Origin of the sequence: Paenalicyclobacillus ferrooxydans (assembly GCF_001399675.1) — a bacterium.
GTDB classification, from domain to species: Bacteria; Bacillota; Bacilli; order Alicyclobacillales; family Alicyclobacillaceae; genus Alicyclobacillus_B; species Alicyclobacillus_B ferrooxydans.
Genome location: NZ_LJCO01000091.1, coordinates 1 through 25685 on the forward strand (window position 1 = coordinate 1; position 25685 = coordinate 25685).

Annotated in this window: 22 protein-coding genes, 1 other RNA gene and 1 riboswitch; of the genes, 15 read left to right on the forward strand and 8 right to left on the reverse strand. The window is 50.6% G+C overall.

Translation table 11 applies throughout. From position 1 onward, the window contains the following. Window positions 1-264: 264 nt before the first annotated feature. Together AN477_RS20330 and AN477_RS20335 are read left to right on the forward strand one after the other, a co-directional pair. Window positions 265-459 carry a cold-shock protein gene (locus AN477_RS20330; RefSeq protein ID WP_054971022.1) on the forward strand — a complete coding sequence of 65 codons (195 nt, stop codon included), beginning with the start codon at window positions 265-267 and terminating at the stop codon, window positions 457-459. 146 nt (window positions 460-605) lie between these two features. Continuing rightward, window positions 606-788: a cold-inducible protein YdjO-related protein gene (locus tag AN477_RS20335; protein WP_054971023.1), complete on the forward strand. Its 183-nt coding sequence runs from the start codon at window positions 606-608 to the stop codon at window positions 786-788. A gap of 2 nt (window positions 789-790) precedes the next feature. On the opposite strand, the gene AN477_RS20340 is transcribed toward AN477_RS20335, so the two are convergent. Both AN477_RS20340 and AN477_RS20345 read right to left on the reverse strand, forming a co-directional pair. Beyond that, the gene (locus tag AN477_RS20340; protein ID WP_054971024.1) at window positions 791-1669 is read right to left on the reverse strand and encodes an NUDIX hydrolase; all 879 of its coding nucleotides are present in this window, start codon (window positions 1667-1669) and stop codon (window positions 791-793) included. Window positions 1670-2031: 362 nt separating this feature from the next. Further along, entirely contained in the window at window positions 2032-2457 is a 426-nt protein-coding gene (locus tag AN477_RS20345) for a DoxX family protein (protein ID WP_054971025.1), read from the reverse strand. A 446-nt stretch (window positions 2458-2903) separates the two neighbouring features. Between AN477_RS20345 and AN477_RS20350 the strand changes: the two genes are divergently transcribed. The 6 genes from AN477_RS20350 to AN477_RS20375 all read left to right on the forward strand — a co-directional run bounded on the left by AN477_RS20350 (window position 2904) and on the right by AN477_RS20375 (window position 11592). After that, window positions 2904-4241 carry an ammonium transporter gene (locus AN477_RS20350; RefSeq protein WP_083486522.1) on the forward strand — a complete coding sequence of 446 codons (1338 nt, stop codon included), beginning with the start codon at window positions 2904-2906 and terminating at the stop codon, window positions 4239-4241. A gap of 202 nt (window positions 4242-4443) precedes the next feature. Next, on the forward strand, window positions 4444-5682 hold the full coding sequence (locus AN477_RS20355) for a cytochrome P450 (protein WP_054971026.1): 1239 nt from the start codon (window positions 4444-4446) through the stop codon (window positions 5680-5682). 66 nt (window positions 5683-5748) lie between these two features. Next, window positions 5749-6813, forward strand: coding sequence for an LLM class flavin-dependent oxidoreductase (locus AN477_RS20360; protein ID WP_054971027.1), 1065 nt, complete (start codon window positions 5749-5751; stop codon window positions 6811-6813). Between the two features lie 105 nt (window positions 6814-6918). Next, window positions 6919-7085: riboswitch (M-box (ykoK) riboswitch) on the forward strand. A 216-nt stretch (window positions 7086-7301) separates the two neighbouring features. Continuing rightward, a complete protein-coding gene (locus tag AN477_RS20365; RefSeq protein ID WP_054971028.1) occupies window positions 7302-9011 on the forward strand; it encodes an NRAMP family divalent metal transporter in 1710 nt (569 codons plus the stop codon). A 309-nt stretch (window positions 9012-9320) separates the two neighbouring features. Further along, complete coding sequence (locus AN477_RS20370; protein WP_054971029.1) at window positions 9321-10061, forward strand: MBL fold metallo-hydrolase; 741 nt, start codon at window positions 9321-9323, stop codon at window positions 10059-10061. A 46-nt stretch (window positions 10062-10107) separates the two neighbouring features. After that, entirely contained in the window at window positions 10108-11592 is a 1485-nt protein-coding gene (locus tag AN477_RS20375; RefSeq protein WP_245631911.1) for an MFS transporter, read from the forward strand. Window positions 11593-11733: 141 nt separating this feature from the next. Here AN477_RS20375 and ssrS read toward each other — a convergent pair. Beyond that, window positions 11734-11913: non-coding RNA, 6S RNA (ssrS, locus tag AN477_RS24005), on the reverse strand. Window positions 11914-12045: 132 nt separating this feature from the next. Here ssrS and AN477_RS20380 point away from each other — a divergent pair. Both AN477_RS20380 and AN477_RS20385 read left to right on the forward strand, forming a co-directional pair. Then, window positions 12046-12915 (forward strand): N-acetylmuramoyl-L-alanine amidase family protein, encoded by an 870-nt coding sequence (locus AN477_RS20380; RefSeq protein WP_054971030.1) that lies wholly within the window; start codon window positions 12046-12048, stop codon window positions 12913-12915. Between the two features lie 168 nt (window positions 12916-13083). After that, the gene (locus tag AN477_RS20385) at window positions 13084-14973 is read left to right on the forward strand and encodes an APC family permease (protein WP_054971031.1); all 1890 of its coding nucleotides are present in this window, start codon (window positions 13084-13086) and stop codon (window positions 14971-14973) included. Window positions 14974-15235: 262 nt separating this feature from the next. Here AN477_RS20385 and AN477_RS20390 read toward each other — a convergent pair whose 3' ends face one another. The 3 genes from AN477_RS20390 to AN477_RS20400 form a co-directional block, all read right to left on the reverse strand. Next, on the reverse strand, window positions 15236-15682 hold the full coding sequence (locus tag AN477_RS20390) for a hypothetical protein (RefSeq protein WP_054971032.1): 447 nt from the start codon (window positions 15680-15682) through the stop codon (window positions 15236-15238). 3 nt (window positions 15683-15685) lie between these two features. Next, window positions 15686-16345, reverse strand: coding sequence for a hypothetical protein (locus AN477_RS20395; protein ID WP_157062095.1), 660 nt, complete (start codon window positions 16343-16345; stop codon window positions 15686-15688). A 232-nt stretch (window positions 16346-16577) separates the two neighbouring features. Next, window positions 16578-17330 (reverse strand): sulfite exporter TauE/SafE family protein, encoded by a 753-nt coding sequence (locus AN477_RS20400; protein WP_054971034.1) that lies wholly within the window; start codon window positions 17328-17330, stop codon window positions 16578-16580. 300 nt (window positions 17331-17630) lie between these two features. On the opposite strand from AN477_RS20400, the gene AN477_RS20405 reads away from it, so the two are divergent. Genes AN477_RS20405 through AN477_RS20420 form a run of 4 tightly spaced genes read left to right on the forward strand, consistent with a single transcriptional unit; the run spans window position 17631 to window position 21744 of the window. Further along, complete coding sequence (locus AN477_RS20405) at window positions 17631-19226, forward strand: spore germination protein (RefSeq protein WP_245631914.1); 1596 nt, start codon at window positions 17631-17633, stop codon at window positions 19224-19226. Between the two features lie 15 nt (window positions 19227-19241). Then, window positions 19242-20408 carry a Ger(x)C family spore germination protein gene (locus AN477_RS20410; RefSeq protein WP_054971035.1) on the forward strand — a complete coding sequence of 389 codons (1167 nt, stop codon included), beginning with the start codon at window positions 19242-19244 and terminating at the stop codon, window positions 20406-20408. Between the two features lie 11 nt (window positions 20409-20419). Continuing rightward, entirely contained in the window at window positions 20420-20644 is a 225-nt protein-coding gene (locus AN477_RS24815; RefSeq protein WP_054971036.1) for a hypothetical protein, read from the forward strand. Continuing rightward, window positions 20641-21744, forward strand: a complete 1104-nt coding sequence (locus AN477_RS20420) for a GerAB/ArcD/ProY family transporter (protein ID WP_054971037.1) — start codon at window positions 20641-20643, stop codon at window positions 21742-21744. Before AN477_RS24815 ends, AN477_RS20420 begins: the two co-directional genes overlap by 4 nt. Before the next feature lie 6 nt (window positions 21745-21750). Here the strand turns inward: AN477_RS20420 and AN477_RS20425 are convergent, their stop codons facing one another. Together AN477_RS20425 and AN477_RS20430 are read right to left on the reverse strand one after the other, a co-directional pair. Further along, complete coding sequence (locus AN477_RS20425; protein WP_054971038.1) at window positions 21751-22722, reverse strand: inorganic phosphate transporter; 972 nt, start codon at window positions 22720-22722, stop codon at window positions 21751-21753. Between the two features lie 125 nt (window positions 22723-22847). Beyond that, entirely contained in the window at window positions 22848-23891 is a 1044-nt protein-coding gene (locus AN477_RS20430; protein ID WP_054971039.1) for an SPL family radical SAM protein, read from the reverse strand. Window positions 23892-24129: 238 nt separating this feature from the next. Between AN477_RS20430 and AN477_RS20435 the strand changes: the two genes are divergently transcribed. After that, window positions 24130-25629: an amidase gene (locus AN477_RS20435; RefSeq protein WP_054971040.1), complete on the forward strand. Its 1500-nt coding sequence runs from the start codon at window positions 24130-24132 to the stop codon at window positions 25627-25629. Window positions 25630-25685: the final 56 nt, after the last annotated feature.

Here is a 25685-nt window from a genome sequence, read left to right on the forward strand (position 1 = left end):
ATTATTTTGTCGTCCGGAAACACATGGGTTTCATGGTGATATATTCATGGGGGTATTTTGAGAGTGCTTCGGGGGCTTAAAAAATGCGTGGATGGATTTTTTCAACGATTTGATGTATGATATTGGTGTTCAAGGGCCATAGTGCTTATTGTGTAAACATGTTGAGCCGTTCATTTTTGCGCCTCATATGGGTGCAAAAGAACGGCTTATATTTTTCGCATTTGAACAAATACTGTGTGTAGAAATACACAAGGAGGAATCGCATTGCATCAAGGTATCGTGAAGTGGTTTAACGCAGAAAAAGGTTTTGGTTTTATCGAAGTTGAGGGTGGAGAAGACGTATTCGTGCATTTCAGCGCTATTCAGCGTGATGGATACAAGTCCCTTGAAGAAGGTCAACGTGTAACGTTTGACATCGTTCAAGGTCCAAAGGGTCCACAAGCAGCAAATGTTGTTTGAGTTTAAGTAATTGATGGGACTGTTCCCTTGGGCATCCGCTGCGATACCACGGGAACGGTCCCCTTTTACGTTTCACTGCAACACGGAACATGACAGGGGCAAGTGCCGACAAACAAGTACCCCAATCATCTGGAGGAGGTAGTTGAATGAGTCCCTTTGGCAGCCGTAGAAAGCCTGCTGTGGAACCTGTTTATGCCAACACAATGATCTGGCAGTGTACGGAATGCAACTGCTGGTCTCGTGACGAATTTATCCACGAAGAGAAGCCACACTGTCCCATGTGCCACGCTGAAATGAACCGAGAAACCAAAAACATTCGCATCGAATAGCCTCAAAAGCGCGGGTAGAGGGAGACGTGCGCCTCAAAGGCTGCGTTAAACTTGTACAACTGCGCAGGCCGAGCGGAATACCGATTTGATTTTTTGGGTGTTCCATCGATGTGCCGAACTTCCTCTAACATTCCGTCTCTAGACTTGGTCTTCACGAGATCGCGTGCAAAGTTGGTCGTCGATACACGGAAGCTCGGCACTACCGCCCGAATCACCTGGTGAAGTTCAGCAATGGTGAATTCTGGTGGGAGCAACGTGGCAGCAACGGTTGTCGTCATCATCTTGTTCTCGAGGAACCGTAGTGCATCACGGATAATGTTTGCGTGATCGAAGGCCAAGTCGTCATCCGTGAGGATGGTGGCTTCATCTTGCGAAATCAATCTCAGTCCCTCATGACTGTCCGCCTGTACGCGGAACAGTGAAGCTTTCATGGCATCGCCGCCCGCTTGCAGGTCTGTAAGCAGTCGTTCATGGACCAGGGCCACATACGCAACTGTCGGGATATAACCTCTTGGATCGCGATCAGGATGATAATAGGCCTTCAATTGTTCGAGGTGGATATCCAGATTCGCAGAGTCACCACCTGCGACACTGGCTTTGAGGTTTGTCTCTTCCTTGAGTTCCCGGATTGCGGCTTTATCTAGGCTCTCGTGTTCAATGTCGGTAAAGCCTCCCGGTAGTGCCCACTTTCCTTGAAAAGGACTCCCCTGTCTTTGGACCAAGACCATTTCCAGCCACTTAGCAGGGTACGACTTGAGCGATCTTTTATCCACAACATCCGCAGGTTGAGGCAACCGATCCGTTATCACTGTAAAGATGCAGATATCGACAGGTAAACCGGCGAGTGTCGGATACTCACAATTCTCCTTGAACTCTTCCATTATGCAGTCCTCCGTTCAAAGAAAAATACCTTGAATGTACTGTATCAAAAGTGCATTCTTCTCATCAATCATTATGACCAATATAAAACGAATAAATCAAAACGAATATTATATATTGACGGTGCGTGGGGATATTCGAGCGGTATCCACTTGAAAGAGGGTGATCCGATGAACCAGAGAAGAGCAACTGCTTTGCGGTATGTGGAAATGTTCGCGGGAGATGTAAACCCTTGATTCGACAGAGAGGGACCTGTATCTAATCTACCGTCTTCAAGGCGACTGTCGTATTGGGGACCGTCGAGATATGGCTCGCCTGGACACAGTCCCCTTGAAGAGACGAACATCACAGATTAAACAGTACATCACAGATTAAACAGTACATAGGAACCTGGCCCGATTAGTGACACGCTGAGTACCACTGCCATCAGGACGAAATTGTATTCCCATCCTCCGTTGTCGATCCAATATCCTTTCTTTCGATGCACAATCAGAATGGCGTCCAACATCACGATGATAATCAGTCCGGCTCCGACCCCGGTCAGGAAACCAAGCGCAAATAGAAGCCCTCCAACAAACTCAAAGAGCCCGGCAGCGATGCTCCAAAACTTCCCGTGAAAGCCCATCCCGAGAGACTCGAGCCACTGGCTAAACCCCACTGGACCATATCCACCAAACCAACCAAACAGCTTTTGACTTCCGTGACCAATAAAGGTTACGCCGATGACCAAACGGATAATAAGAAGACCTATGTTGATGAGCGCGACATTGTTCAAGTTTGTATAGTCCATTAAGACCTACCTTTGTCTGACTTTGTTTGGAACGACTGCTATGCAATGCACGGGTGTAAGCTGCATGTGACGTGGGATGTAGAACCGGTATGTCACGAATACGGGTGATGCCAATTGAATTTAGATCTCTTGTACAGTCTCTCTACAGTAATACGCAGAACTGGACACAACCATACTTTAAGCTCAGGCCAGGGTCTGAAACGGGCCCTAAAAGTCGACTGATGTGTTGGTCGAGAAGCTGGTCGAGAAGCTAGGCGAGAAGCTGGTCGAGGAGCTAGGTGAACCCGTTGCATGCCAGTAGGATTCAGCCAAAATCAAAAAGACTGTGGATTCGGAAAATGAAATCGATTACATCGATCGTGGATGTGAGCTATCTTGACATATCCGGTTGTTTGAATATACACCTCGTTGAATAATGGAAAAAAACATTATCGGTGGGGATTGAAATGTCCAACACGACACTGACACTCGGCTTAAATACGGTTTGGGTTGTCCTAACTGCATCGATGATCTTTTTTATGGAAGGTGGATTTGCTCTGCTTGAAGCAGGGTTCATTCGCTCCAAAAACCATGTGTCCATTATCATGAAGGTACTTGCTGACCTGGTTTTTGGTGTCTTTGCATTTTTCGTTGTTGGGTTTGGTCTCATGTTCGGAAAAGACATTCATGGCATTGTCGGCAGCTCGGGATTCGCTTTGTCCGGTCATTTGGCACAGCTGCCAACGACCATTCCTCATACTGCGTTTTGGCTTTTTCAGGCTGCGTTCGCTGTTGCTGCAATCAGTATTGTGAGCGGTGCGGTGACGGAACGGATGAATTTTAAGGCCTATCTCGTTTACATTGTCGTCATGACAGCACTCATTTACCCGATTTCGGGTCACTGGGTCTGGGGTCAGGGTGGATGGTTGGCAAGGCTCGGTATGGAAGACTTCGCCGGATCGACCGTGATCCACGCCATGGCTGGCTTTTCGGCTTTGGTTGGAGCGATTTTAGTTGGCCCGCGTCTGGGCAAGTTTGGCCCGAACGGGAAGTCAACGGCGTTTGCTCCAAGCAACCTGCCGCTCGCTGCCATCGGAACGTTCGTCCTGTGGTTTGGTTGGTTTGGGTTTAACGCAGGAAGCACACTAAACGCACAGGCCTCCGACATATCCCAGATTGCAGTGAATACCCTTCTGGCATCCATCGCAGGCGGTGGAACGGCGATGCTCTACACCCTCTTCCGCGATAACCGAGCAGACGTTGGGGCAACCATCAACGGAATCCTCGCAGGACTCGTTGCCATCACCGCAGGTTGTGCATACATGGGGCCTTGGCCCGCGCTGTTGACGGGTGCGGGTGCAGGAGTGCTGATGATCTTCGGAACAAAGTGGCTTGAGCGTGTTCGGATCGACGATCCGGTCGGGGCAGTCCCCGTCCACGGCTTAAACGGCGTATTTGGGACTTTAATGGTCGGTTTATTTGCCACAAAGGGCGGACTCATCACGACTGGTCATTGGCACCTGTTTCTGGTTCAACTTCTTGGTACCCTCGTTATCAGCGTATGGGGTTCTGGCGTGACCTTTGCTGCGCTGAAAGGTATCGGATTGCTGGTTCCGCTGCGTGTCACCGAGACGGAGGAGGAGCTTGGCTTGGACCTCAGCCATCACGGCGTTGTTTCGGTATCCCTTGACGTACAACAGGGCCTCCGTCAGGTCCTCAATCATCGACGTCCGGCTCCGTACGCAAAGCATGTTCCTGGACCCCTGACGGGAAGTCGGCTTTTTGAGGAACGTGCAGACGGGTGATGCAGGTTTCGATTTAGATTTCAATTGTGGTCATATACAATGGAAAGCAGGTGTTAGCGTGTTGGGGTCTCAGGTCAGTCGGCGGCGACCGCCTTCGGGCCACTTTCGGCTCTCTTAAGTCGCTCACACAGACAAGAGGCCAGCGCGATCGCGGTTAAGTCCCTCTGAGCCACCAACGCAATCGAAAGGTGATGATTCACGCATGGACATGTTTTCGCCACAGTTACGGATGAACCCATACCCGGTGTACCATCTCATGAGACAAGCTCAGCCCGTGATGTATATGGAGCAGATGCATATCTGGTCCGTGTTTCGCTATGCAGATGTGCGGACGGTCTTGTCCGATTACGCTCGCTTTTCATCTCAATACGGACAATCCGGTGTTCCGGACAAAAGTGCGTCTGCGGAGGCAAGACACGGTTCGAGCTTGATTACGACCGATCCGCCGCGGCACACGAAACTGCGGTCGCTTGTCAATCGGGCCTTTACTCCGCGTGCTGTGGAAGCGCTCGAGCCACGAATCAAGGAGATTGCGCATGAGCTGATTGACCAGATTGTCGAGCGCGGCGCGCGTAGCCTTGATGGACCACATGGGTCTCACGGAGCACCTGGCCATAACAGCGTACACGGCACCTTTGATCTGGTCGAGGATTTCTCGTACCCACTGCCGGTCATCGTCATCGCCGAGTTGTTGGGTGTGCCAAGCTCGCATCGGAAGCAGTTTAAGGAATGGTCCGATGTCGTTGTTGCGTCGGCAGACAACATGATTGGTGGAAGCAACCCGGATTCAGGGCGCGTGCATCAAGAGATGGCGGAGTATTTCCATCACATCATGGCAGAGAGGCGCCAAGAACCCAAAGATGACTTGATCTCAGCCCTCCTCGCAGCAGAGGAGGATAACGAGCATCTTAGTGAAGCGGATATCCTCTCTTTTTGTTGGCTTTTGCTTGTTGCGGGGAATGAAACGACCACCAATCTCATCGGCAATGCAGTGAGAACCCTGCTCGAGCACCCGGACCAATACGCGATGTTGACCGAGGATAGAAGCCTCATTCCGGGGGCGCTTGAAGAAACGCTGCGGTATCGTTCTCCGGTGCAGGCTATGTTTCGAGTGACGACAGAGGACGTGACACTCGCCGACAGGACAATCCCGGCAGGGGAGCGGGTGATTGCTTGGATCGGATCGGCCAATCGTGACGAAGAAAGGTTTGCGCAGGCTGACAGATTTGACATCACACGAAACCCGAATCCACACATCGCTTTTGGACATGGTGTGCACTTCTGCCTTGGTGCACCACTTGCCCGCCTGGAGGCGCGTGTTGCGCTTGAAACCATTCTGGATAGACTGCCGAACCTGTCTCGAATCAATGACGATCCGCTTGAGCCTGCCCGCGGATTCATTGTGCACGGGGTAACGAGCCTCCCTCTCAAGTTTGCGTAAACGCGCTCGTAAGCAGTATGCTGACGGGTGGTTGGTAACAAGGCGCAGTATTGAAGGAGGCTCATTATGTCAGAACATTCATCCCATACATCAGACAGCAGTTCCTCAAATAAACCATCAAACAACAAGTCCCTGCGGGATATATCCTTTTCCGTTTTGGATCTCGCTCCGATTGTGGTCGGAAGCGATGCTCGCGATGCACTGAGCCGGAGCCTTGACTTGGCCAGGCATGCCGAACAATTTCGTTATACACGGTACTGGGTAGCCGAACATCACGGCATGCCTGGGATTGCAAGTTCGGCAACAGCTGTGGTGATAGGGTACATCGCCGGCGGGACGTCGACCATTCGCGTCGGATCGGGCGGCATTATGCTGCCGAACCACTCACCGCTGGTGATTGCGGAACAGTTTGGCACACTGGAGTCTTTGTATCCGGGCCGGATCGATCTCGGTCTCGGGCGCGCCCCAGGCACTGACCATCTGACGGCACGGGCACTGCGGAGGACACCGGATCGGAATGGCGAAGACTTCCCAGAGCTGCTCGAGGAGCTTCGGGGTTACCTGGCGCCACTTGGAGATGGGCCGACGCGGGCGGTACGCGCGATTCCTGGCGAAGGACTAAACATCCCAATTTGGCTGCTCGGATCAAGTGACTTCAGTGCCAGATTGGCCAGTCATCTCGGGCTGCCATTCGGCTTTGCCAGTCACTTCTCGCCAAGTTACACCTTGCCCGCTCTCGGACTGTATCGTCGCAATTTCCGCCCGTCGGCAGACCTTGAAAAGCCATATGCCATGGTTGGTATCAATGTGGTTGCTGCAGAAACGGATGAAGAAGCTCGCCGCCTTGCCACATCGATGCAACAGACGGTATTGAGCCTCTTGCGTGGGCGTCCTTCCCAATTGAAGCCTCCGGTGGATAATATTGATGATATCTGCACGGACTTTGAGAAGGCCGCACTTGAGGAACGGAGTCGGTTCACCATTGTCGGCAGCAAGGAGACGGTGCGTGCCGGTCTGGAACGGTTCCTGCGGGAGACAGAAGCCGATGAGATGATTATCAGTTCACAAATTTACGATCACGCTGCCCGCGTTCGGTCTTATGAGATCGTTTCCGACATTTTTTGTGATTGACAACGGTCAAAAATCGGCGCACAATTAACACGGATTTCAGGGGAGAATATAGTCGGGTGTCTCTGACAACCTGTCTTTCATCCCCATACAATATGAAAGTCCAAAACGAGTCCTCGTTAGGCGAGGCGTCTATGCGAACATACGCCACTGCCCAGAAACGTCGAAAGACGCCAACGGGTTTGAACAGGTACTGCCGGCTTAAGGCTTTACTTAATGTGGTTGAGGGGTTCCTCTGGTCGTATAGTGCCAAAGCTCAACTTGGGGGGATATCGATGATTTGCTGATTTTTTCTGATGCAGATCTGACCCCCTGAGCATTTGCCAGGGGGTTTTTAATTGCCTTGAAGGAGGTGGTAGGTGTGGACGGCGGCCCTAGTCATCAGCGATGCAGAATCGATTCTCATCGTGCAACAAGCGGAACCCTTAGACCATTCATGAAGGCTGGACAAATCTGTCCCTCCTATCTCTTCTTCAAGGAGGTATATAAACATGAGCAAGAATCTTGCTGTGCAGAACAGTGCTGTCCTCGACAGTGCTCACGTTGGTGACATTCAAGGTGCTTTTGGTACAGTTCGGGTCAGTGACACGAACCCTCGCAAGGGATGGAAAGCCCGCATCTTGACGCTGCTGGCGATTATGGGACCAGGACTCATCGTCATGGTCGGTGATAACGACGCAGGCGGCGTCGCCACTTATGCTCAAGCGGGTCAGAATTTTGGCACGAGCTTGATGTGGGTTCTCCTGTTGCTCGTTCCGGTACTCATTGTCAATCAAGAAATGGTTGTTCGGCTTGGTTTGGTAACCGGTGTTGGCCATGCCAGGTTGATCTTCGAACGGTTCGGAAAGTTTTGGGGTGCCTTCTCCGTTGGCGACCTCTTTATCCTTAATCTCCTGACGATTGTGACGGAGTTCATCGGAATTCGGATGGCGTTGCAGCATTTCGGCATTCATCCCATCGTGGCTGTTGCGCTTGCAGCTGTGTTTCTGATTGCCATGACGGTCACTGGAAGCTTCCGCAAATGGGAACGATTCATGTACCTGATGATTGCGGCAAACTTTCTTGTCATTCCCTTAGTTATCATGAGTCACCCGGCACTGCCGGTGGTAGCGAAAGGCTTGGTTCCCGGCGTACAGGGAGGACTGACATCAAACGCGCTGCTGCTCATTATCGGGATGGTTGGTACGACCGTAGCGCCGTGGCAGTTGTTCTTTCAGCAGTCAAACGTGATCGACAAGCGGCTCACTCCGCGTTGGATGTCCTACGAGCGTGCAGACACAGTGATTGGGTCAATCGTCGTTGTGGTCGGGGCCGCAGCGATCATTGCAACCACAGCATTTGCGTTTGGGAAGACGGGCTTGGCAGGGCACTTTGTTGACTCTGGCACAGTCATGAACGGCTTGTCCGTACACATCTCGAAAGCCGCAGGAGACCTGTTTGCCATTGTGCTCTTGAACGCATCGTTGATTGGGGCTGCTGCGGTAACACTCTCCACCTCCTATGCATTCGGTGATGTCTTTGGCATCAAGCACTCTCTCCATCGAAAGGTAAAAGATGGATTGAGCTTTTACGTCGCCTATGGCTGCATTATCCTCATCTCTGCTGGGGTAGTTGTGATTCCCCATGCACCGCTTGGGCTCATCACGACGGGGGTTCAGGCACTGGCCGGCATCTTGCTGCCAAGCGCAACAGTGTTTTTGCTGCTTCTCTGCAATGACAAGCATGTCCTAGGCCCTTGGGTGAACAAACCTTGGTTGAACGCAGTCAGCAGTGTTATTGTGGGTGTTCTCATTATGTTGTCCTTGATCTTAGCGGCGACAACCTTCTTCCCGAATATGAACGTCCATGTCTTAACGGTTAGTACAGCCGCTGTCTTAGTCGCGGCCCTGGTCGTCGCGGGGTTCTGGTGGATCATGATCAAACGCAGGGCGGCAAGAGGCTCAGCACCAGTTCATCCAGCACAAGTTCATTCGATAGAACAAGTGGAAACAACGAGGTTGGTAGTACGTAACGTGGCCGGTGTACCGAATGTCGCATCGCAGGAAGAACGTGCAAACTGGCGGATGCCGCCGCTGTCGGAACTGCCAAAGCCTGTGTGGTCATCATTGCAAAAGGTCGGCATGCTTGCCCTGCGGGGGTATCTGGTTGTTGCAGTCGTGATGCTTGTAACAAAGGTGGTTCAGCTGGCTTTAGGAGCGTGATTGAACTTGGAATCCGAATCGTGTGAGAGAATCTAGACCATCTTTTAGGCCTGCGCCTAGGAGATGGTCTTTCTGATTCATGGGTGCCCAAACGTACCGCTCAGTATTTGGATTTGAATGCCGATAGCGATAGTATACATAGGGGCGGGGTACGACTTACCTAGTACATAGCGACCACCAACTCGCCCAAATCGTCTCAAATCGTCTCGAGTCGTCTGGAATATTATTCGGACGGATGTAACAGAAAGCCAGTCTTGTGTTGTTATTCGGACGTAACGAGAGCCAATTTGATGAGGAGGCAGAGAACAGATGAAAATCGCAAACGGCGTTGAAATGCTTGAACTTGAAATGAATATGATGGGCCGAAGCAGCACCATTTGTCCCACACTCCTTTATGACGACGAACATGCCATCTTGGTGGATACCGGCATGCCAGGACAACTCGCAGCGATCCAAAGCGCAGTTGAGCAGGCGGGGGTTCCTTTTCAGCGGATCGACGGGGTTATTTTGACGCACCAAGACATTGATCACATCGGGAGCATCCAGGATGTACTCACAGCCTTGGAAGGGCCGGTTGAAGTTTACGCACACGTTGAAGACCAGCCGTACATTGAAGGCGACAAAGAACCCATCAAGATGAACCGCGAGCGTGTTGCAAAGATGCTGGAGAGCCTGCCGGAGGAAATGCGTGCTCAAGCTTCAGCCATCTTCTCGAATCCGCCGAGTGCCAAAGTGACAAAGGTTGTCGCCGACGGCGATGTTCTGCCTTTCTTTGGCGGTGTGCAAGTGGTGTTTACACCAGGTCATACACCTGGTCACATCAGTTTGTACCACATCCCATCAAAAACATTGATTGCCGGCGATGCGACTGTCAGTGAGAACGGCAAACTCCTCGGCTTAAACGTTCAAGCTACACCAGATTTACCTCTAGCACAGGAATCTCTGAAAAAGTTCAACGCGCTCGACATTGAAAAGGTTATCTGCTATCACGGCGGACTTTGCGACGATAATGTCAATGCTCAGTTCCGCGCTCTTACAAAGGAAGGCTGACCAACAAGCAGACCGAACACGTGGATGGACAGCATGGAGGGGCAGCGTGGATGGACAGCATGGAGGGACGGACATGACGCAAAAAGGGCCAATGGAAGCGGAATCTGCGGACAGGGTTTCGAAAAAATGGTTGATTCTGGCGAATGTCTCTGTGGGGACATTTATGGCGACTTTGGATGGGAGCATCGCGAACGTCGGCCTTCCGACCATTGCCTCCTCCATGCATATTCCACTCCATGTGGTGCAATGGGTGGTATCAGCATATCTATTGACGATTTGTGCCATGCTGCCGCTGGTTGGAAACCTTGCGGACAGGTTTGGCCGGGGGCGCCTCTACAATATCGGGTTCCTGGTATTTGCCGGAGGATCCGCTCTCTGCGGACTATCTCCGAACATTTCGATGCTGATTGTATCCCGCATTCTGCAGGCCATCGGTGCGTCACTGTTGATGGCAAATAGTCAAGCGTTGGTTGTGATGACGTTTCCTTTGCATCAGAGGGGGCGAGCGTTTGGTATCACCGGTACGATGGTATCGCTCGGCTCACTGACGGGTCCTGCCGTTGGGGGATTACTGATTGGCTATTTCGGGTGGCCGTCAATTTTCTGGGTCAATGTTCCCATTGGCATCATTGGCTTTGTCCTAGGCTTATTCCTCTTGCCGAAAGGAAAACCAGAATCGGCCACGGTGTCCCGTTTTGATTACCCGGGTTCTGTGTTATTTGTCGTTGGCATTGTCCTTCTCCTTTATACCGTTTCTAACGGAGATGTGTGGGGATGGACAGCGACGCGCAGTTGGCTTGGGATTGTTGTTGCCATGCTTGTTTTGGCCGGATTCGGGATTCGAGAGAGAATGGCGAAAAACCCCATCATCGACTTCGGACTCTACAAACACCGCTTGTTTGCAACAGGAAGTATTGCAGCAATGCTCTCGTTTGTTTCGCTGTTTTGTATCAACACCATGATGCCGTTTTACTTGGAAGATGTGCTGCACGCAAGTCCTCAAGTTACAGGTACCGTAATGATGGCCAATCCAGTGGCAATGGCGGTCATTGCGCCCTTGTCAGGTTGGTTGTCAGACAAAATCGGACCGTATGTTCTTACGACCGCTGGCCTGGCATTAAACGCAGCTGGATTTCTTCTGCTGACGCTTCTCTCACAGACTGCCCCGGTCTGGCTGGTTGGACTTCATCTGGCCATCTTCGGTATTGGCCAGGGGATGTTCCAGTCTCCAAACAACTCCAGTCTGATGAGTACTGCGCCTCGAGCGAAGGCAGGTCTTGTGGGGGGGTTGAACGCGCTCGTTCGGAACATCGGTATGGTGCTGGGGATTGCGCTTTCGGTCTCTTTGTTTTCAAATCGGCTGTTTGCGGCAACCGGGACGCGTGCTTCAGGCGCCCTCACGAACGTCCCTTTATCCGCCATGATGTCCGCCTTACATGTGGTCTTTTGGGCAGCGGCTTTCGTCTGTATTGTAGGGGCAATTACGTCGTCTCTGCGCGGCAGTCCGAGAAAGTTGCAGAGTGCACACTAAGCCGTCGGATCGACCGCTGTCTCGTCTTTCAGCCATCCTGCTTAAAGAAGTCAGAGCCGATATGAATGTTGCAACAAGCCCCTCTCGCGTACGCAAGAGGGGCTTTCGTCATCGTTATCAAGTTTATGGACTATGTATCACAACTGTCCCGCTTTGCCGTAAAGCCCACGGTTTTAAACCTGCTCTAAGCAGGTGGGTACTCTGTCCGCATTTTCACAAGTCCGCAAGCTAAGGCGGCATTTGTTTGAAGGCTGAACGCAAGTTCCCTTATCGTGCGCATCGGTTAAAACACAATACGCTTCACGAACATCGCAGGGTTCTGTTGTAGACCTAGCGTAACACCATCTCATAACCCCTGCAATCTTAAACATTTTCCATCTTCTGTTCCAGATGCATCGAGTTTGAAATGACCGGGTATGCTTATGCTCAGCATCCGTCGAGGGGTATGTCAGCATGGGACTGCTTGGGGCGTTTCCGAACAACCGTATACTTACTGGAAAGAACAGGGTACGCACTGGTTTAACGGTGTGCACATGTGTTTTGTTGTCTGTCTTACGTACACAGATGGCTTTTGCAGCCCCAGTGGAAAATACCAAGGAGCCTCTGGTGGTGGTTGATCCGGGTCACGGTACGCCAGACCCGGGAGCAGTCCGTGCGAACGTGTACGAAAAGGACATTAATTTGAAGGTTTCGACCGAACTCGCCGAGTTGCTCGCCAAACGAGGGTTCCAAGTCTGTATGACAAGGATGGGCGATCACGATTTTGCAGACCCACAGGATGAGAAGCGCGGTCGTCGTCATCGAACCGACCTCGTAAACAGATTGGCCGTGATTCAACATGCGGATGGAGATGCGGTCATCAGCGTCCATTGCAATTGGTCACGAAACCCATCAGCGGAAGGAGCGATTGTGTTATTTCAACCCGGCAATGATGAGGGTGCACGACTCGCGGAACAAATTTACAGATCCCTTCATCAGGCAAACATAAAAGCGAGTGCGTTTCCGAGTGCCAGTTCTATCTACCTCCTGAAACGTACCAAAGAACCGTGTGTGTTGGTTGAACTTGGGTTCATGAGTAACAACAAGGAGGCGGGGTTGCTAACCGACCCGTTGTACCAAAAGCGAATGGCTTCAGCCATTGAAAGAGGCGTGAGCAGTTATCTTGAGCCTCATCCGTCCAATTCCGAACCAACACCCATACCCAAATACCGTGCCTTTACCGAGTGGGTGATGGAACGTGTCCGTTCTGCTCTAGGTCACTCTCAACCGGCGAAGCATGGCGGCGTTCATGTTTGTCCCGGCCCGGATGACCGAACGGATTAGATGGGGTTGCCTAACCCTGATGGGCCGGGTAATCCCTAGTACACTGCGTGACTCCGGTATGAATAACCCCACATATGTTTCATGCCAAATTCGTTCAAAAATTTTTCTGGTGCTAATCTCCGAATTGTGATCTATACTACTTCCGTTCTTCACATCACGTAGGATTGGGTGATTAGCCTGGTATCCGCAGTCAAACGTATTCTCATTGGTCGTCCGTTAAAAACGAGAGAGACAAGTCACGCGAAGATTGGCGTGTTGAAAGGCATGGCGGTGATGACACCGGATGCCTTGTCTAGTGTGGCTTATGCTACAGATCAAATGGAGTCCATTCTTGTTGTGGTCATCGGGGCGAGCGCAAGCAAGGCCTACATATCCAACGTCCTCGGGTTCTCCATGATTGGAACGTTGATCATCATTGGATTGGCCTTTTTGCTCTACCTTGCTTATCGAAATATCATTCACAGTTATCCGCAAGGTGGCGGAGCTTACGCTATCGGGCTAAACGACCTGGGTAAGTTCTGGGGATTGTCGGCAGCATCGACGCTGATCGTCGGATACACATTGACTGTGGCTGTCTCTGTGGCAGCGGGCATTGACGCCATCGGTCCGGTTGTCCCGTTTATTGGCTCTCATAAAATGTTGGCTAATGTCATCCTCACACTCATCATCATGTTGATTAACCTTCGGGGCACAAGCGAATCTGCAAACGTATTTGTACCGTTTACCTACGTATTTATCGGCTGTATTCTTCTGCTTGGTGTCGGAGCGGGGATTGAGGCAATGACGCACCCACAGTCCATTCACATGCCGACGTCAGTTGGAATGCACGCTGTACAAGGCATGGGTCTGTTCTTGTTCCTTCGGATGTTTGCAAATGGATGCAGTGCACTTACGGGTGTAGAAGCTGTTTCTAATTCTGTGCCTGTGTTTAAGGACCCGTCTTCTAAACGAGCACAGAGACTGTTACTGACACTTGTCGTTACATTGAGTCTCTTGTTTTTGATTGTCTCAAGCGTGGCGATGCTCCACGGCCTGACATACAATCCCGACATTCCGCTGATCAACCAGGAGTCCATGTTGGTTTTTGGGACGCATGGCTTTGGGTATGTTGTCACTGTTATCATCTCGTTTGCGACAATGTGTATCTTGGGTATTGCGGCAAATACAGCGTTTACTGGGTGCCCTGCACTCTGGTCCTCGATGGCAAGAGACGGATACATGCCAAGGTGGGTATTACACAAAGGAGACCGGCTCGTCTACAGCAACGGCATCGTATTTTTAACTCTTATTTCTCTGGTACTCACCATCGGGTTTGACGCTAAGGTGAACGAGTTGATGCCCCTCTACGGTGTCTCTGTATTTTACACGTTTAGTGTCTCGCAACTCGGTATGGTCGTTCGGACGCTGCGTGAAAAAGACACACGTTGGGTGAGCCGTGCGGCCATGAGTATCATCGGTTTTACGCTGACTGCAGCGGCATGCCTCATATTCGGAATCACCCGGTTCACCAATGGAGCATGGCTCGTATTTGTATGCGTGCCTCTGATGGTATTCGCCTTTAGCAAGATTCGGGTTCATTACGAACATGTCAAAGACGATTTGAAATACGACTTCACCCGCCCACTACATGTGGCGGAACACAGTGTCACCATTGTCCCCATTGCATCCGTCAACAAGTCCTCGGTGAATGCACTGGAGTATGCGATAGCCAACTTCAAAAACGTGATTGCCGTTACGGTCATTGCTCAGGATTCAGTTGATGTGGCGGAAGCGAAAGAGAGAAAGTTCCGTGCGGAGTGGGAACGACTCCATTCAGGGGTACGGCTCATTGTGATCCATTCCCAATACCGTGCTGTGGCGAAACGAATACAGCGATTTATCGAACTGGAATTGGACTTGTACGATAACGAAAATATCACCGTTGTGGTTCCACAGTTTATTACGAAGCGATGGTGGCACAAACTGCTTCACAACAAAACTGGAAGCATCCTCATGGCCTGGCTGCTGCTGAGTGGTTCTGTCAAAGTGATTGCCGTACCATACCGTTTACCGCGTTAAAAGTACGCGTAGAGATAGTAAACTGAAGGTGATGGTTGAATCAATTCCGTACCGGTTAAAAATAAACAAACTGCCGGTGAATGAAGGAGAGACACCCGTCCGGGAGTTTGCCGTCAAGCGCCAAAGCCAATACGTATGGATCCATAGCGGTCCCGCTCTGAACAGGTTCTATTGAGCCTGGCGAGTGGGGCCTTCTGCTGTTGCTGTTGCTGTATGTTTGACACCAAGTGGCGGCTGGACAAGCGGCAACTTTATATGATCCTTACAAATCCGGTTGCTTCGCCACACCAAGCGCTTGGTGACTCCAAAGTATTTTTTCTACAACTTCTGCTTGGTTGTCTAGACAATTCACCATCATCACCACATCGGCTGGAATGTTTTTCGGTTTCCGTTTCTTAAGGATGAACACGTCGATGAATAAACCCAACAGTGCACCCACCACCATTCCGATGAGTGCCCAGATAATCGGACCCCAGGCCAAAATGAAGCCGTAGATTCCACCGAGCAACATGAACACCATCGCTAGAATAAAAGCCAAATCAACATAACTGACGGCGTCTTCGTGAGCGGCCTGGAACGAAGGCGGGTTTGGACCGTTCTTGTCGAGCGGCAGCGCCAAGATGTTTTCTTTCGCAATGCCCATCTGTTCCAAATCAATAATGGCCAACTCTAAATAAATGGAATGCTGAAATACAGACACGAGGTGCATCGTTCACATCTCCCTGTCAACATTTACTTTTGGCATTTTGAATTTCGGGCTTTGGTAGTGATCTGATAAAAAGCGCGACTGCTCAATTTTAAACAGTTTATTTAATTCCTTAATGAGGACGAACGCGTCATATGAGGCAATTCCGTAGATCGAAGGCAGAAACAGGAGCCACTCAGGGTTCAAAACTGAGCGAGCGTAGTCAAAGTGTCCCGTCATGGTTGCGAGCAGGGCATTCCCCACATGCGATTCATAAATGGATACAATGAAGCAAATCAAGAGGTAAAATCCGGATGGAAGACGGTTGAAATAGAGCTGTCCCAGCCCAGGTGTAATACAAGACCAAATGACACCTGTCCATGGTTTGCGGACATCGAGGTAATTGCTTTCCAGAGTGGAGATTGAGGCAGGCAGAATGGATGCGTCTTCGCGGTCTGCCACCAAATAGAGTTTGTTCAGATCGATGCTGAGCCGATAGCTGTCCCACGCAGTAAACAGATAGACACCCATATAAAGAAAGAACCATCGCGGCTCCAGTACCGATTTCGCTTTTTCAAACTGTCCTGTCATAGACAGCATGATGGCTAAGTTGATATTTGATTGGGCGTTAACGACAAACTCCCAGAGCATAAGCATTGAGCCTGTAAAGTACTTACACAGCATCATGTGACCTGCGCCCGGAAACGAGAAGGACCACCATACGACTATCCAGGGATTTCGCAAGTGAAACTGATTTAGATTGAACGAGGACATATGAACATATGGCCGCCGGACTTTCTTCGAATAAGTATTGGGCATCCTTTGACTCCACAACCCTGTTTTTCATGAGTATGTCCATGTTGCACCACTGTATCCGAGTCAAGGAGAACAGGGGGAGGACAGGGCGTGGAGCCAAAGATCAGACTACAGATTTGATAAATAATACAGATCCGAGAACCGCTATCAGCACAAATACATAACGCTGAAATTTCGCCGTTGGAATCTTTCGATGAAGTGCGGTACCAATGAGGATGCCTGCAAACATTGCTGGCAGAGAAAAGAGGTAAAGTGTGAATAGGTTTGCATTCCACATTCCATTGATGCCCTGACCCGTCACAATGAGTGCACCCGATATGAAAAAGTAGGCTTGCATGGTACTGCGAAATGCTTGAGGGTTCCATCCTCGTAAGGACCCATACACCGCTACCGGGACACCATTGAGGTTATAGGCACTGCCAAACACACCAGAGGCAAGACCAAACAACAAGCCCCACAGTGTATGCTGCAGTTTGTCTCCTTGGTCAGTAGAGATGAACAAATGCCGAGTCAAGGAGTATATTCCATACGCCATCAATGCGAGGCTGAGCAAGCCAGTCATGATTTGGGTTGGAACCCTGCTCACCAGAAGAAGCCCAACTGGGATTCCGACAAGAGCAGCACAAACGAGCGGGATCAGGGCTCTCTGATTGATATGCCGCCACCCCGTTGATACAGCAAGCAAGGCTACGGTGAGCCCGACAAGTCCCATCAATGCAATCGCAGTATGTAAATGGACAGGAAGCAATGTCAAAAGTGGCATACTTACCACGGCTTCCCCAAACCCAAAGGTGGTTCGTGTAAGAGCCCCGAGGAAGACCACGAAAACTACCCCAAGAATCAGTAGTGTCGTCATAGATACTCCCGTCTAGTTTGGTTATATTTCAAATTCTATCGTATCCTTGCGTTGTCCGAAACCGGCATTGTTCTCCGAAACCAGGATTAATGAAATGCTCATGCTTTAACCATGGCGAGATGCCCAGGCGCATATCGCTCTCTTGGGATGGACTTGTCTTCTTTTATAGTTACCGTCCTTCTTATCGACTTATTTCACGTGCCAGTAAGCCAAATGAAACGAATTCAAACTCGTACATGATTTTCCTTCCGTGCGCTCAAATTAAGGAAGAGAGCGTTTAGGGAGGGATACGGATTGTCTGTGTTTCGTCGGCGAAAAGCGAAAGACCGTTATGCACTGGAGACAATCCGTCACGGACTAAGCAGCGACAGATTTTATAACAAAGCCCCGCTGTCCAAAAGACTTGGGGTGAATATTGATTCATTTCGAACGGTGTTCCACAAGGCATCAGATATCGTGTTTTATCAGTTCACGCTGTACGACAATCGAGATGCCTGTCTCATCTATTGTGAGGGTATGGCAGACTCCCAACACATCGACGCGTACATTTTGCAGCCGCTCACAAGGGCGAAAATCACCAAGATTCAGGATTCAGAACGGAACCTGCCGACGAAAGAATTACAGAAAGTCTACCTTGCCATCTCCGAAAGCATGGAGGTGAAGACTATCCCGGAAGGCATTGACGCCATCATGCGCGGGTATGTGCTGCTTCTTGTCAACGGGGACTCAACTGCGATTGGATCCAGTATCGTAAAACGCAAAGAACGGGGAATTGAAGAACCGAATACAGAAGCCGTCATCCGTGGACCGAGAGAAGGCTTCAATGAGAACATTGGGACATCCATTTCACTCGTGCGCAGGCGGCTGCCAACACCCGATTTGATTGTTGAATCGCAAGAGATTGGACTTTACACCAAAACGAGTGTGGCAATTTTGTATATCGAGGGTATTGCAGACCCTGAGGTTATAGAAGAATTGCACAAACGGTTGGAGCGTCTCGAAATGGATTCCGTCATTGATTCAGGATACCTCGAAGAGCTAATCGAAGACAATCCATTTTCTCCATTCCCGCAAATTCAAAACACCGAAAGACCTGACGTCGTAGCTGCGAGCTTACTCGAAGGGAAATTTGCCATCTTAACGGATGGCTCCCCATTTGCACTCCTGGCACCGATTAATCTGTGGATGTCGTTACAGGCAGCGGAAGACTATTACGAGCGGTACCTGATTGTAAGTTCGTTGCGGTTGCTTCGTTATCTCTTCTTAAATTTTGCTCTATTGCTTCCTGCCTTGTATGTGGCCATTACGACGTTTCATCAAGAGATGTTGCCAACCAAGTTACTCCTGTCGGTAGCTGCAGCAAGAGAAGTCACACCTCTGCCTGCTGTTGCAGAGGCACTCATCATGGAAATCACATTTGAGGCGCTGCGTGAAGCAGGGGTTCGCTTGCCCAAGACGGTTGGCTCGGCCATCAGTATCGTTGGGGCGTTAGTGATTGGACAAGCAGCGGTGGCAGCGGGCATTGCCTCTGCCCCCATGGTGATTATTGTATCCATTACGGGGATAGCATCATTTTGCATTCCGCGTTTTAACTTTGCCATTTCCATCCGCATGTTGCGCTTTCCATTAATCATTCTTGCAGGAACCATTGGTTTGTTCGGCGTTGTGGTGGGGGTGCTTGCCATTGCCATTCATTTATGCAGTCTTCGCTCGTTTGGTAAGCCGTACCTGTCACCGGTAACGCCATTTAACGGCTCAGGATTTTTAGATACCTTTGTCCGCTCTCCCCGATGGGCAATGGGCAAACGTCCTATGGAATACAGCAAAGCAAACCGCCGCCGACTTGGGGACGGAATGACACCAAAGCGAAGACTTCCGAAGCAAAACCAGACCTAAAAGGGGTCATCCGTTATGCGTATTCAGTGGGGGCGAATTGTTTTTCTCATCGTGATTTGTTTGTTCATGACGGGTTGCTGGGATGCTGCTGAGATTGACGAACTCGCCATCGTCACAGCTTCAGGGTTGGATCTTGCGAAGACGCAAAATGACCCATCAGGTATGACGGCTTATCTTCAAATCGCAATCCCGAGCGCGCTCGGCACAACGAGCGGTGGAACGCCAAGCAGCACCACCGGAACGACAGGCACGTTTTCGGTTTCACAAGGTACTGGAAATGACGTCGTCGAGGCACTCCAAGCCGCGATGTCCAAGGTTTCTCGAAAAATCATATTGAGTCACCGTAGAGTGATGGTTCTCGGAGAAGACTTCGCAAAAAACGGGGTTGGCAACATCATTGATGAAATTGTCAGAAACCCTGGTTCTCGCATGCGAACAATTCTGCTGATTACGTATCATAACCCGGCCTCAACTATCATGAAGCTGCCATACCCACTTGAAAGAATACCGCAGGAAGCTGTGGTTGGGTTTGTCAGGGAATCGAGCAAAATGGAGTTCACTGTGAAAGATTTTGTTGAAGAAAGTGAACATGGAGACCCATTTACCTTCGGCATTGAACCCATGGGCTTCCCGGAGCCTTCGGAAGATAACGGATTCGTGCTTCAACATATCGCTGTTTTTCAAAACGAAAAGCTGACGGGGTGGTTGGACGGGGACGACGTAGACGGTTTCTTGTGGCTGCGCGGCATCATTACAAGTCGATATTCTTCTAACCAAGTTCCCGGGCACCCGGGATTCGTTGATACTCGCATGTTGACCTCAAGAACAATTCGAAAGGTAACGTGGGCAGGCGGTAAACCACAAGTCACGATTCGCGCAGAAGCCAACGAAAATATCGTTGAAAATGATACGGACCTGAACTTGCGGAAAGGCAGCGATATTCAATTGGTGGAAGCGGCAGCTTCCAAACAGATTGAAGACAACATGAAATCAGCACTGACCAAGCTACAGCAGGAGTATCAAGCGGATCCCATCGGGTTAATGGATGAGATTTATCGAAGCAATCCCCGTTGGTGGCATTCCATTCAAAACCACTGGAGAGAGGAATACACCAAGGTACCGGTTCAGGTCCAAGTTGAGGTTCATATCCGGAGGTCGGGACTTATTACACCCAATGTTTGAGGAGTGATGGCATGGTTGTGCTTACGGGCCTATGTATTGTCGTTCTGATGGCTCTGTTTGATTTGAGCGCATTGCGGACGGCACGAAGTCCAAAGGTATGGACGGTTTACATCGGCATCACAGGTATTGGGTTAGTACTCTTGGGTCTGTATGGTACCGCATTTAACGCGCCGCCAAGTCCTCTTATCTTGCTGAGGTCATGGTTAACTCCACTGACAGGATGGTTGTCCACATGAATCGGGTACGAGTTTCGAACGTCCAAATTATCACGGCCATCTTTGGAACGACTGCCGCATACGGGCATTTTGTCTATACTGGACTCGTTTTTCGTGCCGTTGGTCGGGATGCTTGGTTTTGTTTGCTTTTGGGTGTGGTTATCGGTACGGGTATCTTGTATATGCAGACCAAGCTCGCTCAGTTTTTTGGACGGGCATCACTCATCCAATACACCATGTCCCTGTTTGGAAGGTGGGCTGGGTCGATTGTTTCCTGGATCTACATCCTTTTTTTCTGTTTTGTCGCAGGTCTGACGATCCAAGAACTATCTCTTTTCATGGGTGTCATCTATCCTGAAACGCCAGCACGATTTTTTTTGATTTTTGAATTTCTCCTGATTGCCTGGGTTGTGCGAGGAGGTGGGGAAGTAGTCACGCGAGTGATTCAGCTGATACTTCCGATCCTGGTCATCGTCGGACTCGCTGCTGCACTGTTCAGTATGAGAGACAAGGATCCATCAGAATTGTTACCCCTGTTTGACCATTCGTTTATGAACTTCGTACACGGAACGCTGATATACGTAGTCATGGTGTGTGACCTGATTGTATTTGGCATGTACTACTCAGATGTCGTTGACATCGACAAGCTCGTCAAAAAGGGGTGGATCATCAGCGTTATCGCGGTTCTGATGTTTATTGGTCCGACAACAGGACCCATCATGGTGTTTGGGCAAAAGCTGGCAGCTGCGCTCCCCTACCCGACATTTGCAGAGATTAAGTACATTCATATCTCCGGTGTTTTTGAGCGCATGGATATTGCTGCCGTGTTGCTGTGGACGATGGGTGCATATGTCAGGGCGTCCGTGTATGTACTTGGTGCGACCCGTGCGGTTGCTCATCTCTTCAACGAGCAGAGGGAGACCCTGTATACGTTGCCTGTGACGGTCTTTGTCGCGGGCTTAAGTTTGAGCGTACTGCCGAACTCGCGTGAGGACATCCATCAGTTCCTATACAGTCAATATCTGTTGATTGCGCTTTTTGTCGGACTTGTCTTACCGCTAATTACGGTTCTCCTCGTGCTGATTCGCGGTAAGGGAGTAATGGCGGCGGGAGGAGGATGAGCATGGTTAAAGCGTAAACCAAATTCCCGCAAGTTTGGCGAGCAAGAAGGCAATGACAATACCGGAAATGGGAGCGATAATCCATCCCTTTACGATGTTCGATATGGCTTTCCATTCGATTGTCCCTGTGCCTCGAGCCAGTCCTGCCCCCATCATTGCGCCAACCAGTGCTTGGTTCATGGACGTAAAGAAGCCAAATGCGACTGCCAACAGTACGACGACCGCTTGAACCAGTTGAGCGGCACTGGCCATTGAGAGATCCACATGAACGATATCGAATGCAACTTTCTTCAATAGTGGTTTGCCCCATGTCAATACCCCGATCAGCAGACCGACTCCACCGATGAGCCCAGCAGTCCACACGCTAAATAAGTGAGTCATAATGAATACACCGGTAGCGTTGGATACGTCATTCGCACCCATCGTGAAGGAAGCAGCGGCACCGACGACGACGAGGATTACGCTTAATGTCCGAAGTACCCCGGATTGTTGTACCTTCGGATTAAATCCCACAATGCGGTCAAGTCCATGGGTAAATACGTAGCCTAATACCAAAGCTGCTGGAGGGGCAATGACCCAGATGATTGCAAGTTTTAAAATGGTCAACCAATGAACCGCAATGCCTGAACCGAGCGCCATTCCAACTACGCAAAAGACGAGAATTTGAATGGTCGAGGTGGGGATCTTTCGAGCCGTATATACGGTTGTGAGGAGAAACGCTGAAATGATGATAACGAGTGCTGCTGCAACCGTAACTTTGCTCGCGTCAACAATTTGAAGCCCAACGGTGGATTCCACACGGTGACTGGCGAACACCGCACCGAATAGTGCCAATACGGCCATTAACACAAGCGCTGGCACCAGCTTGATGGAACCTGAACCATATGGCATACCCATGCAAGCACCGGTGTAATGTGCGCCGATACTCCAAGCAAATGCCAACACAACGAGGACCAGAACTAGGGCTTCACTTGACAACTGATTTCCCCCATTCACTTCGCAACCGTGGATTGAATACAGGATATATCGTCACCGTACACAATTTTTGATACGAGATATAGGGTACCAGTATACAGGTGTTAATACCAGAAAAGTGTCGTGAATTAGATGGGGAGTACCATCTGTTCGTATCGTCCGCGGTCATCCTGACGTTGCCCCCGGTTTAAGACTGAATCCGCTATGTAGGGGTTGGCGGGGCGTGATACAGTTGACGTTTGTTCCACAGTGGTTCCCGACATTTCAGTCGTTTGGCATACCTGGCTGTAGGAATTCAATCCGGCTTCCTGCATCAGCAGTTTGACGGTGTCCATTAACGGCTGAACATAGGACTTTGGTGGATAGGCCGTTTTGTATAGCCTGGCGTACTGCGGTAACAAGTCTGGGTAATGTTCCTTCAACACGTTCAAAAACCACATCTTGACCTCAGGAGTAAGGCGAAGCACGGAAGGCATTACGAAGTTTGCCTTGTGTTCCCTGGCGCCGTGAATCACTTCAGCGAGTGCGAGTGCGGAGTCGGTCAAGAGCGGGATAATGGGTGCGACAAAGACACCTGCATTTAAACCTTCTTCAGCTAGGGCATGGACTGTTTCAAGCCGTTTGGCAGGGGCTGGTGTGGCGGGTTCGAGATTGCGCCAAACCATTTTATCCAATGTATGAATGCTGATATTGACAGAGTGAAGATTCATCTTCAGAAGGATATCGAGATCGTTCAAAATCAGCGGTGAACGGGTGGTGATGGATGTTTGAATGCCAAACGCAGCAAGGACCTCCAAGCAACCACGCGTAATCTGCTGCCGGGCTTCGATGGGTTGATACGGATCTGTTGCGGTTCCAATCGCCAGAAGTCCAATCTCCTGTTGGAGTTGTTGATAATCCCCGTGCAATTTGTGGAGCTTGTGTGATAACTGCGCTTCCAGAAGTGCAGGAGCATCTTCCTTTACAAATACGTGCTGGCGAAAGGTGTCATCGGCAGCCATACCCATGTACGCATGGGTCGTTCGGGCGTAGCAGAAGCTGCATCCGTGCGAGCACCCCCGATATGGATTCAACGACCACTGAAATGGCATCGTGGGTGCGGACACTTTGTTCATCACCTGTTTGGAGCGGATGGTCTCAAACGTAGGCGGTTGCATGGACTTAACGGGCATCGTTTATACCTTCTTCATCGTTCAATTGTTTTCGGTCAGCTTGTTTCTGGTGATATCCAGACCATCAAATGCGAACGTGTGTTCGTATTTTGTGCTAGCACGAATGAAGCGCTATCACAAGGGCCCCTTACGTTCATCCCCTCCTAATCGTCTATAACCTCTGAATCCGTGATATAATTCCAACTATCAAATTTATGGAAGCGCTTTACTAGATGACGAATGGAGAGCGTGATTCTAAGTGGGGTCATTGTTTCGCGATTACGATGCAACGGGTCTCGGTGAACTGGTCCGAAAGAGGGAGTTAAAACCCCGGGAACTGGTGGAATTGTCCGTTTCCGAAATCGAGCGGCTGAATCCAGTCCTTGGTGCGGTCACGCACAAGATGTATGAGCAAGCACTGGAGCAAGCGGATCATCATTCTCTCGAAGGGCCGTTTGCCGGGGTACCGATGCTGCTCAAGGATATGTATCAAGACGTCAAGGGAGAACCCATGACATACGGGTCGGGAGCCTACCGGGGCCACAGGGCGGAACAGGACTCGATTTACGCGGCCGAGCTGCGCAAAGCCGGCATGGTGTTCGTCGGCTATACGAATGTCCCTGAATTCGCTTTGATGGCTGTCACTGAGCCCAAGCAGTACGGACCAGCAAGAAACCCGTGGAACACCAATGTAACGCCCGGGGGGTCAAGCGGCGGGTCGGCAGCGGCTGTAGCTTCCGGCATGGTGCCTGTCGCTGGTGCGAGCGATGGCGGTGGATCGATTCGCATTCCTGCGTCGTATTGCGGATTGTTTGGACTGAAGCCGACTCGAGGTCGAACTCCCGTTGGCCCGCAAGCAGGCCGTCATTGGCAGGGGGCATCCGTGAGTCACGTATTGTCGAGAACGGTTCGTGACAGCGCTGCCATCCTCGATTGCCTCGCCTCCGCCCGTGATACGACTCGAGCGTTTCTTTCACCGTCTTTTGCAGGACAGTACAGCGATGTGGTGGGACGTGGGCTAAACAAGCGATTGCGTATCGCTTACAGTATTCAGTCGCCGCTCGATACGGAAGTGGACGAAGACTGTCGTCAAGCTGTCCTTCAAACAGCGCGGGTGCTGGAGTCCATGGGTCATGACGTTGTGGAACAGACGGCACCCGTAGACGGAAGGCAGATTGCGAAGAGTTATATCACGATGTATTTCGGAGAAATTGGCGCTGAGCTGCAAGGTTTGGAACGGATCCTCGGGCGGAAGGCCAATCGGCACGATGTCGAGCCGACGACATGGCTGCTCGGCACGCTCGGAAAAGCGACTTCTGCGGCTGATTTTGTGATGAGCCTGAACGAGTGGGACAAAGCGGCGATGCAAATGGAAACCTTCCATGAGACCTATGACTTGTACATCACACCAACCACCGCCATGCGGCAGGCAAAGATTGGCGAGTTGGAACTGAAATTTGCCGAGAAAGCGCTGGTATCGATGGTGGATAAGTTCGGTATCGCGAAGATCCTGCAAAAGACAGGGGTGGTTGACACCCTGGTGGAAACCAGCTTGAGACGTACTCCGTTTACGCAACTCGCTAATCTGACGGGACAGCCAGCCATGTCTGTACCGATGTACCAGACGGCAGATGGTCTTCCACTCGGCGTGCACGTGATTGCAGCCCGCGGGAGAGAAGACCTGTTGTATCAATTGGCCGCTGAACTGGAGCAAAGGCCGGAGTGGACAGACCTGACCAAGGTCCCGACGGCAAACTAACCAACGTGGACAGACCTGGCCAAAGTTTCGCAGTAAAGTAAACAGCAAAGTAAACG

What these genes read in the sequence shown, in the direction of transcription:
- AN477_RS20430 (WP_054971039.1), bottom strand. Translation starts at nt 23,891, where the DNA reads ATGCCCGTTAAGTCCATGCAACCGCCTACGTTTGAGACCATCCGCTCC.
- AN477_RS20380 (WP_054971030.1), top strand. Translation starts at nt 12,046, where the DNA reads ATGGGACTGCTTGGGGCGTTTCCGAACAACCGTATACTTACTGGAAAG.
- AN477_RS20360 (WP_054971027.1), top strand. Translation starts at nt 5,749, where the DNA reads ATGTCAGAACATTCATCCCATACATCAGACAGCAGTTCCTCAAATAAA.
- AN477_RS20395 (WP_157062095.1), bottom strand. Translation starts at nt 16,345, where the DNA reads ATGATGCTGTGTAAGTACTTTACAGGCTCAATGCTTATGCTCTGGGAG.
- AN477_RS20365 (WP_054971028.1), top strand. Translation starts at nt 7,302, where the DNA reads ATGAGCAAGAATCTTGCTGTGCAGAACAGTGCTGTCCTCGACAGTGCT.
- AN477_RS20390 (WP_054971032.1), bottom strand. Translation starts at nt 15,682, where the DNA reads ATGCACCTCGTGTCTGTATTTCAGCATTCCATTTATTTAGAGTTGGCC.
- AN477_RS20350 (WP_083486522.1), top strand. Translation starts at nt 2,904, where the DNA reads ATGTCCAACACGACACTGACACTCGGCTTAAATACGGTTTGGGTTGTC.
- AN477_RS20335 (WP_054971023.1), top strand. Translation starts at nt 606, where the DNA reads ATGAGTCCCTTTGGCAGCCGTAGAAAGCCTGCTGTGGAACCTGTTTAT.
- AN477_RS20345 (WP_054971025.1), bottom strand. Translation starts at nt 2,457, where the DNA reads ATGGACTATACAAACTTGAACAATGTCGCGCTCATCAACATAGGTCTT.
- AN477_RS20355 (WP_054971026.1), top strand. Translation starts at nt 4,444, where the DNA reads ATGGACATGTTTTCGCCACAGTTACGGATGAACCCATACCCGGTGTAC.
- AN477_RS20370 (WP_054971029.1), top strand. Translation starts at nt 9,321, where the DNA reads ATGAAAATCGCAAACGGCGTTGAAATGCTTGAACTTGAAATGAATATG.
- AN477_RS24815 (WP_054971036.1), top strand. Translation starts at nt 20,420, where the DNA reads ATGGTTGTGCTTACGGGCCTATGTATTGTCGTTCTGATGGCTCTGTTT.
- AN477_RS20420 (WP_054971037.1), top strand. Translation starts at nt 20,641, where the DNA reads ATGAATCGGGTACGAGTTTCGAACGTCCAAATTATCACGGCCATCTTT.
- AN477_RS20400 (WP_054971034.1), bottom strand. Translation starts at nt 17,330, where the DNA reads ATGACGACACTACTGATTCTTGGGGTAGTTTTCGTGGTCTTCCTCGGG.
- AN477_RS20410 (WP_054971035.1), top strand. Translation starts at nt 19,242, where the DNA reads ATGCGTATTCAGTGGGGGCGAATTGTTTTTCTCATCGTGATTTGTTTG.
- AN477_RS20340 (WP_054971024.1), bottom strand. Translation starts at nt 1,669, where the DNA reads ATGGAAGAGTTCAAGGAGAATTGTGAGTATCCGACACTCGCCGGTTTA.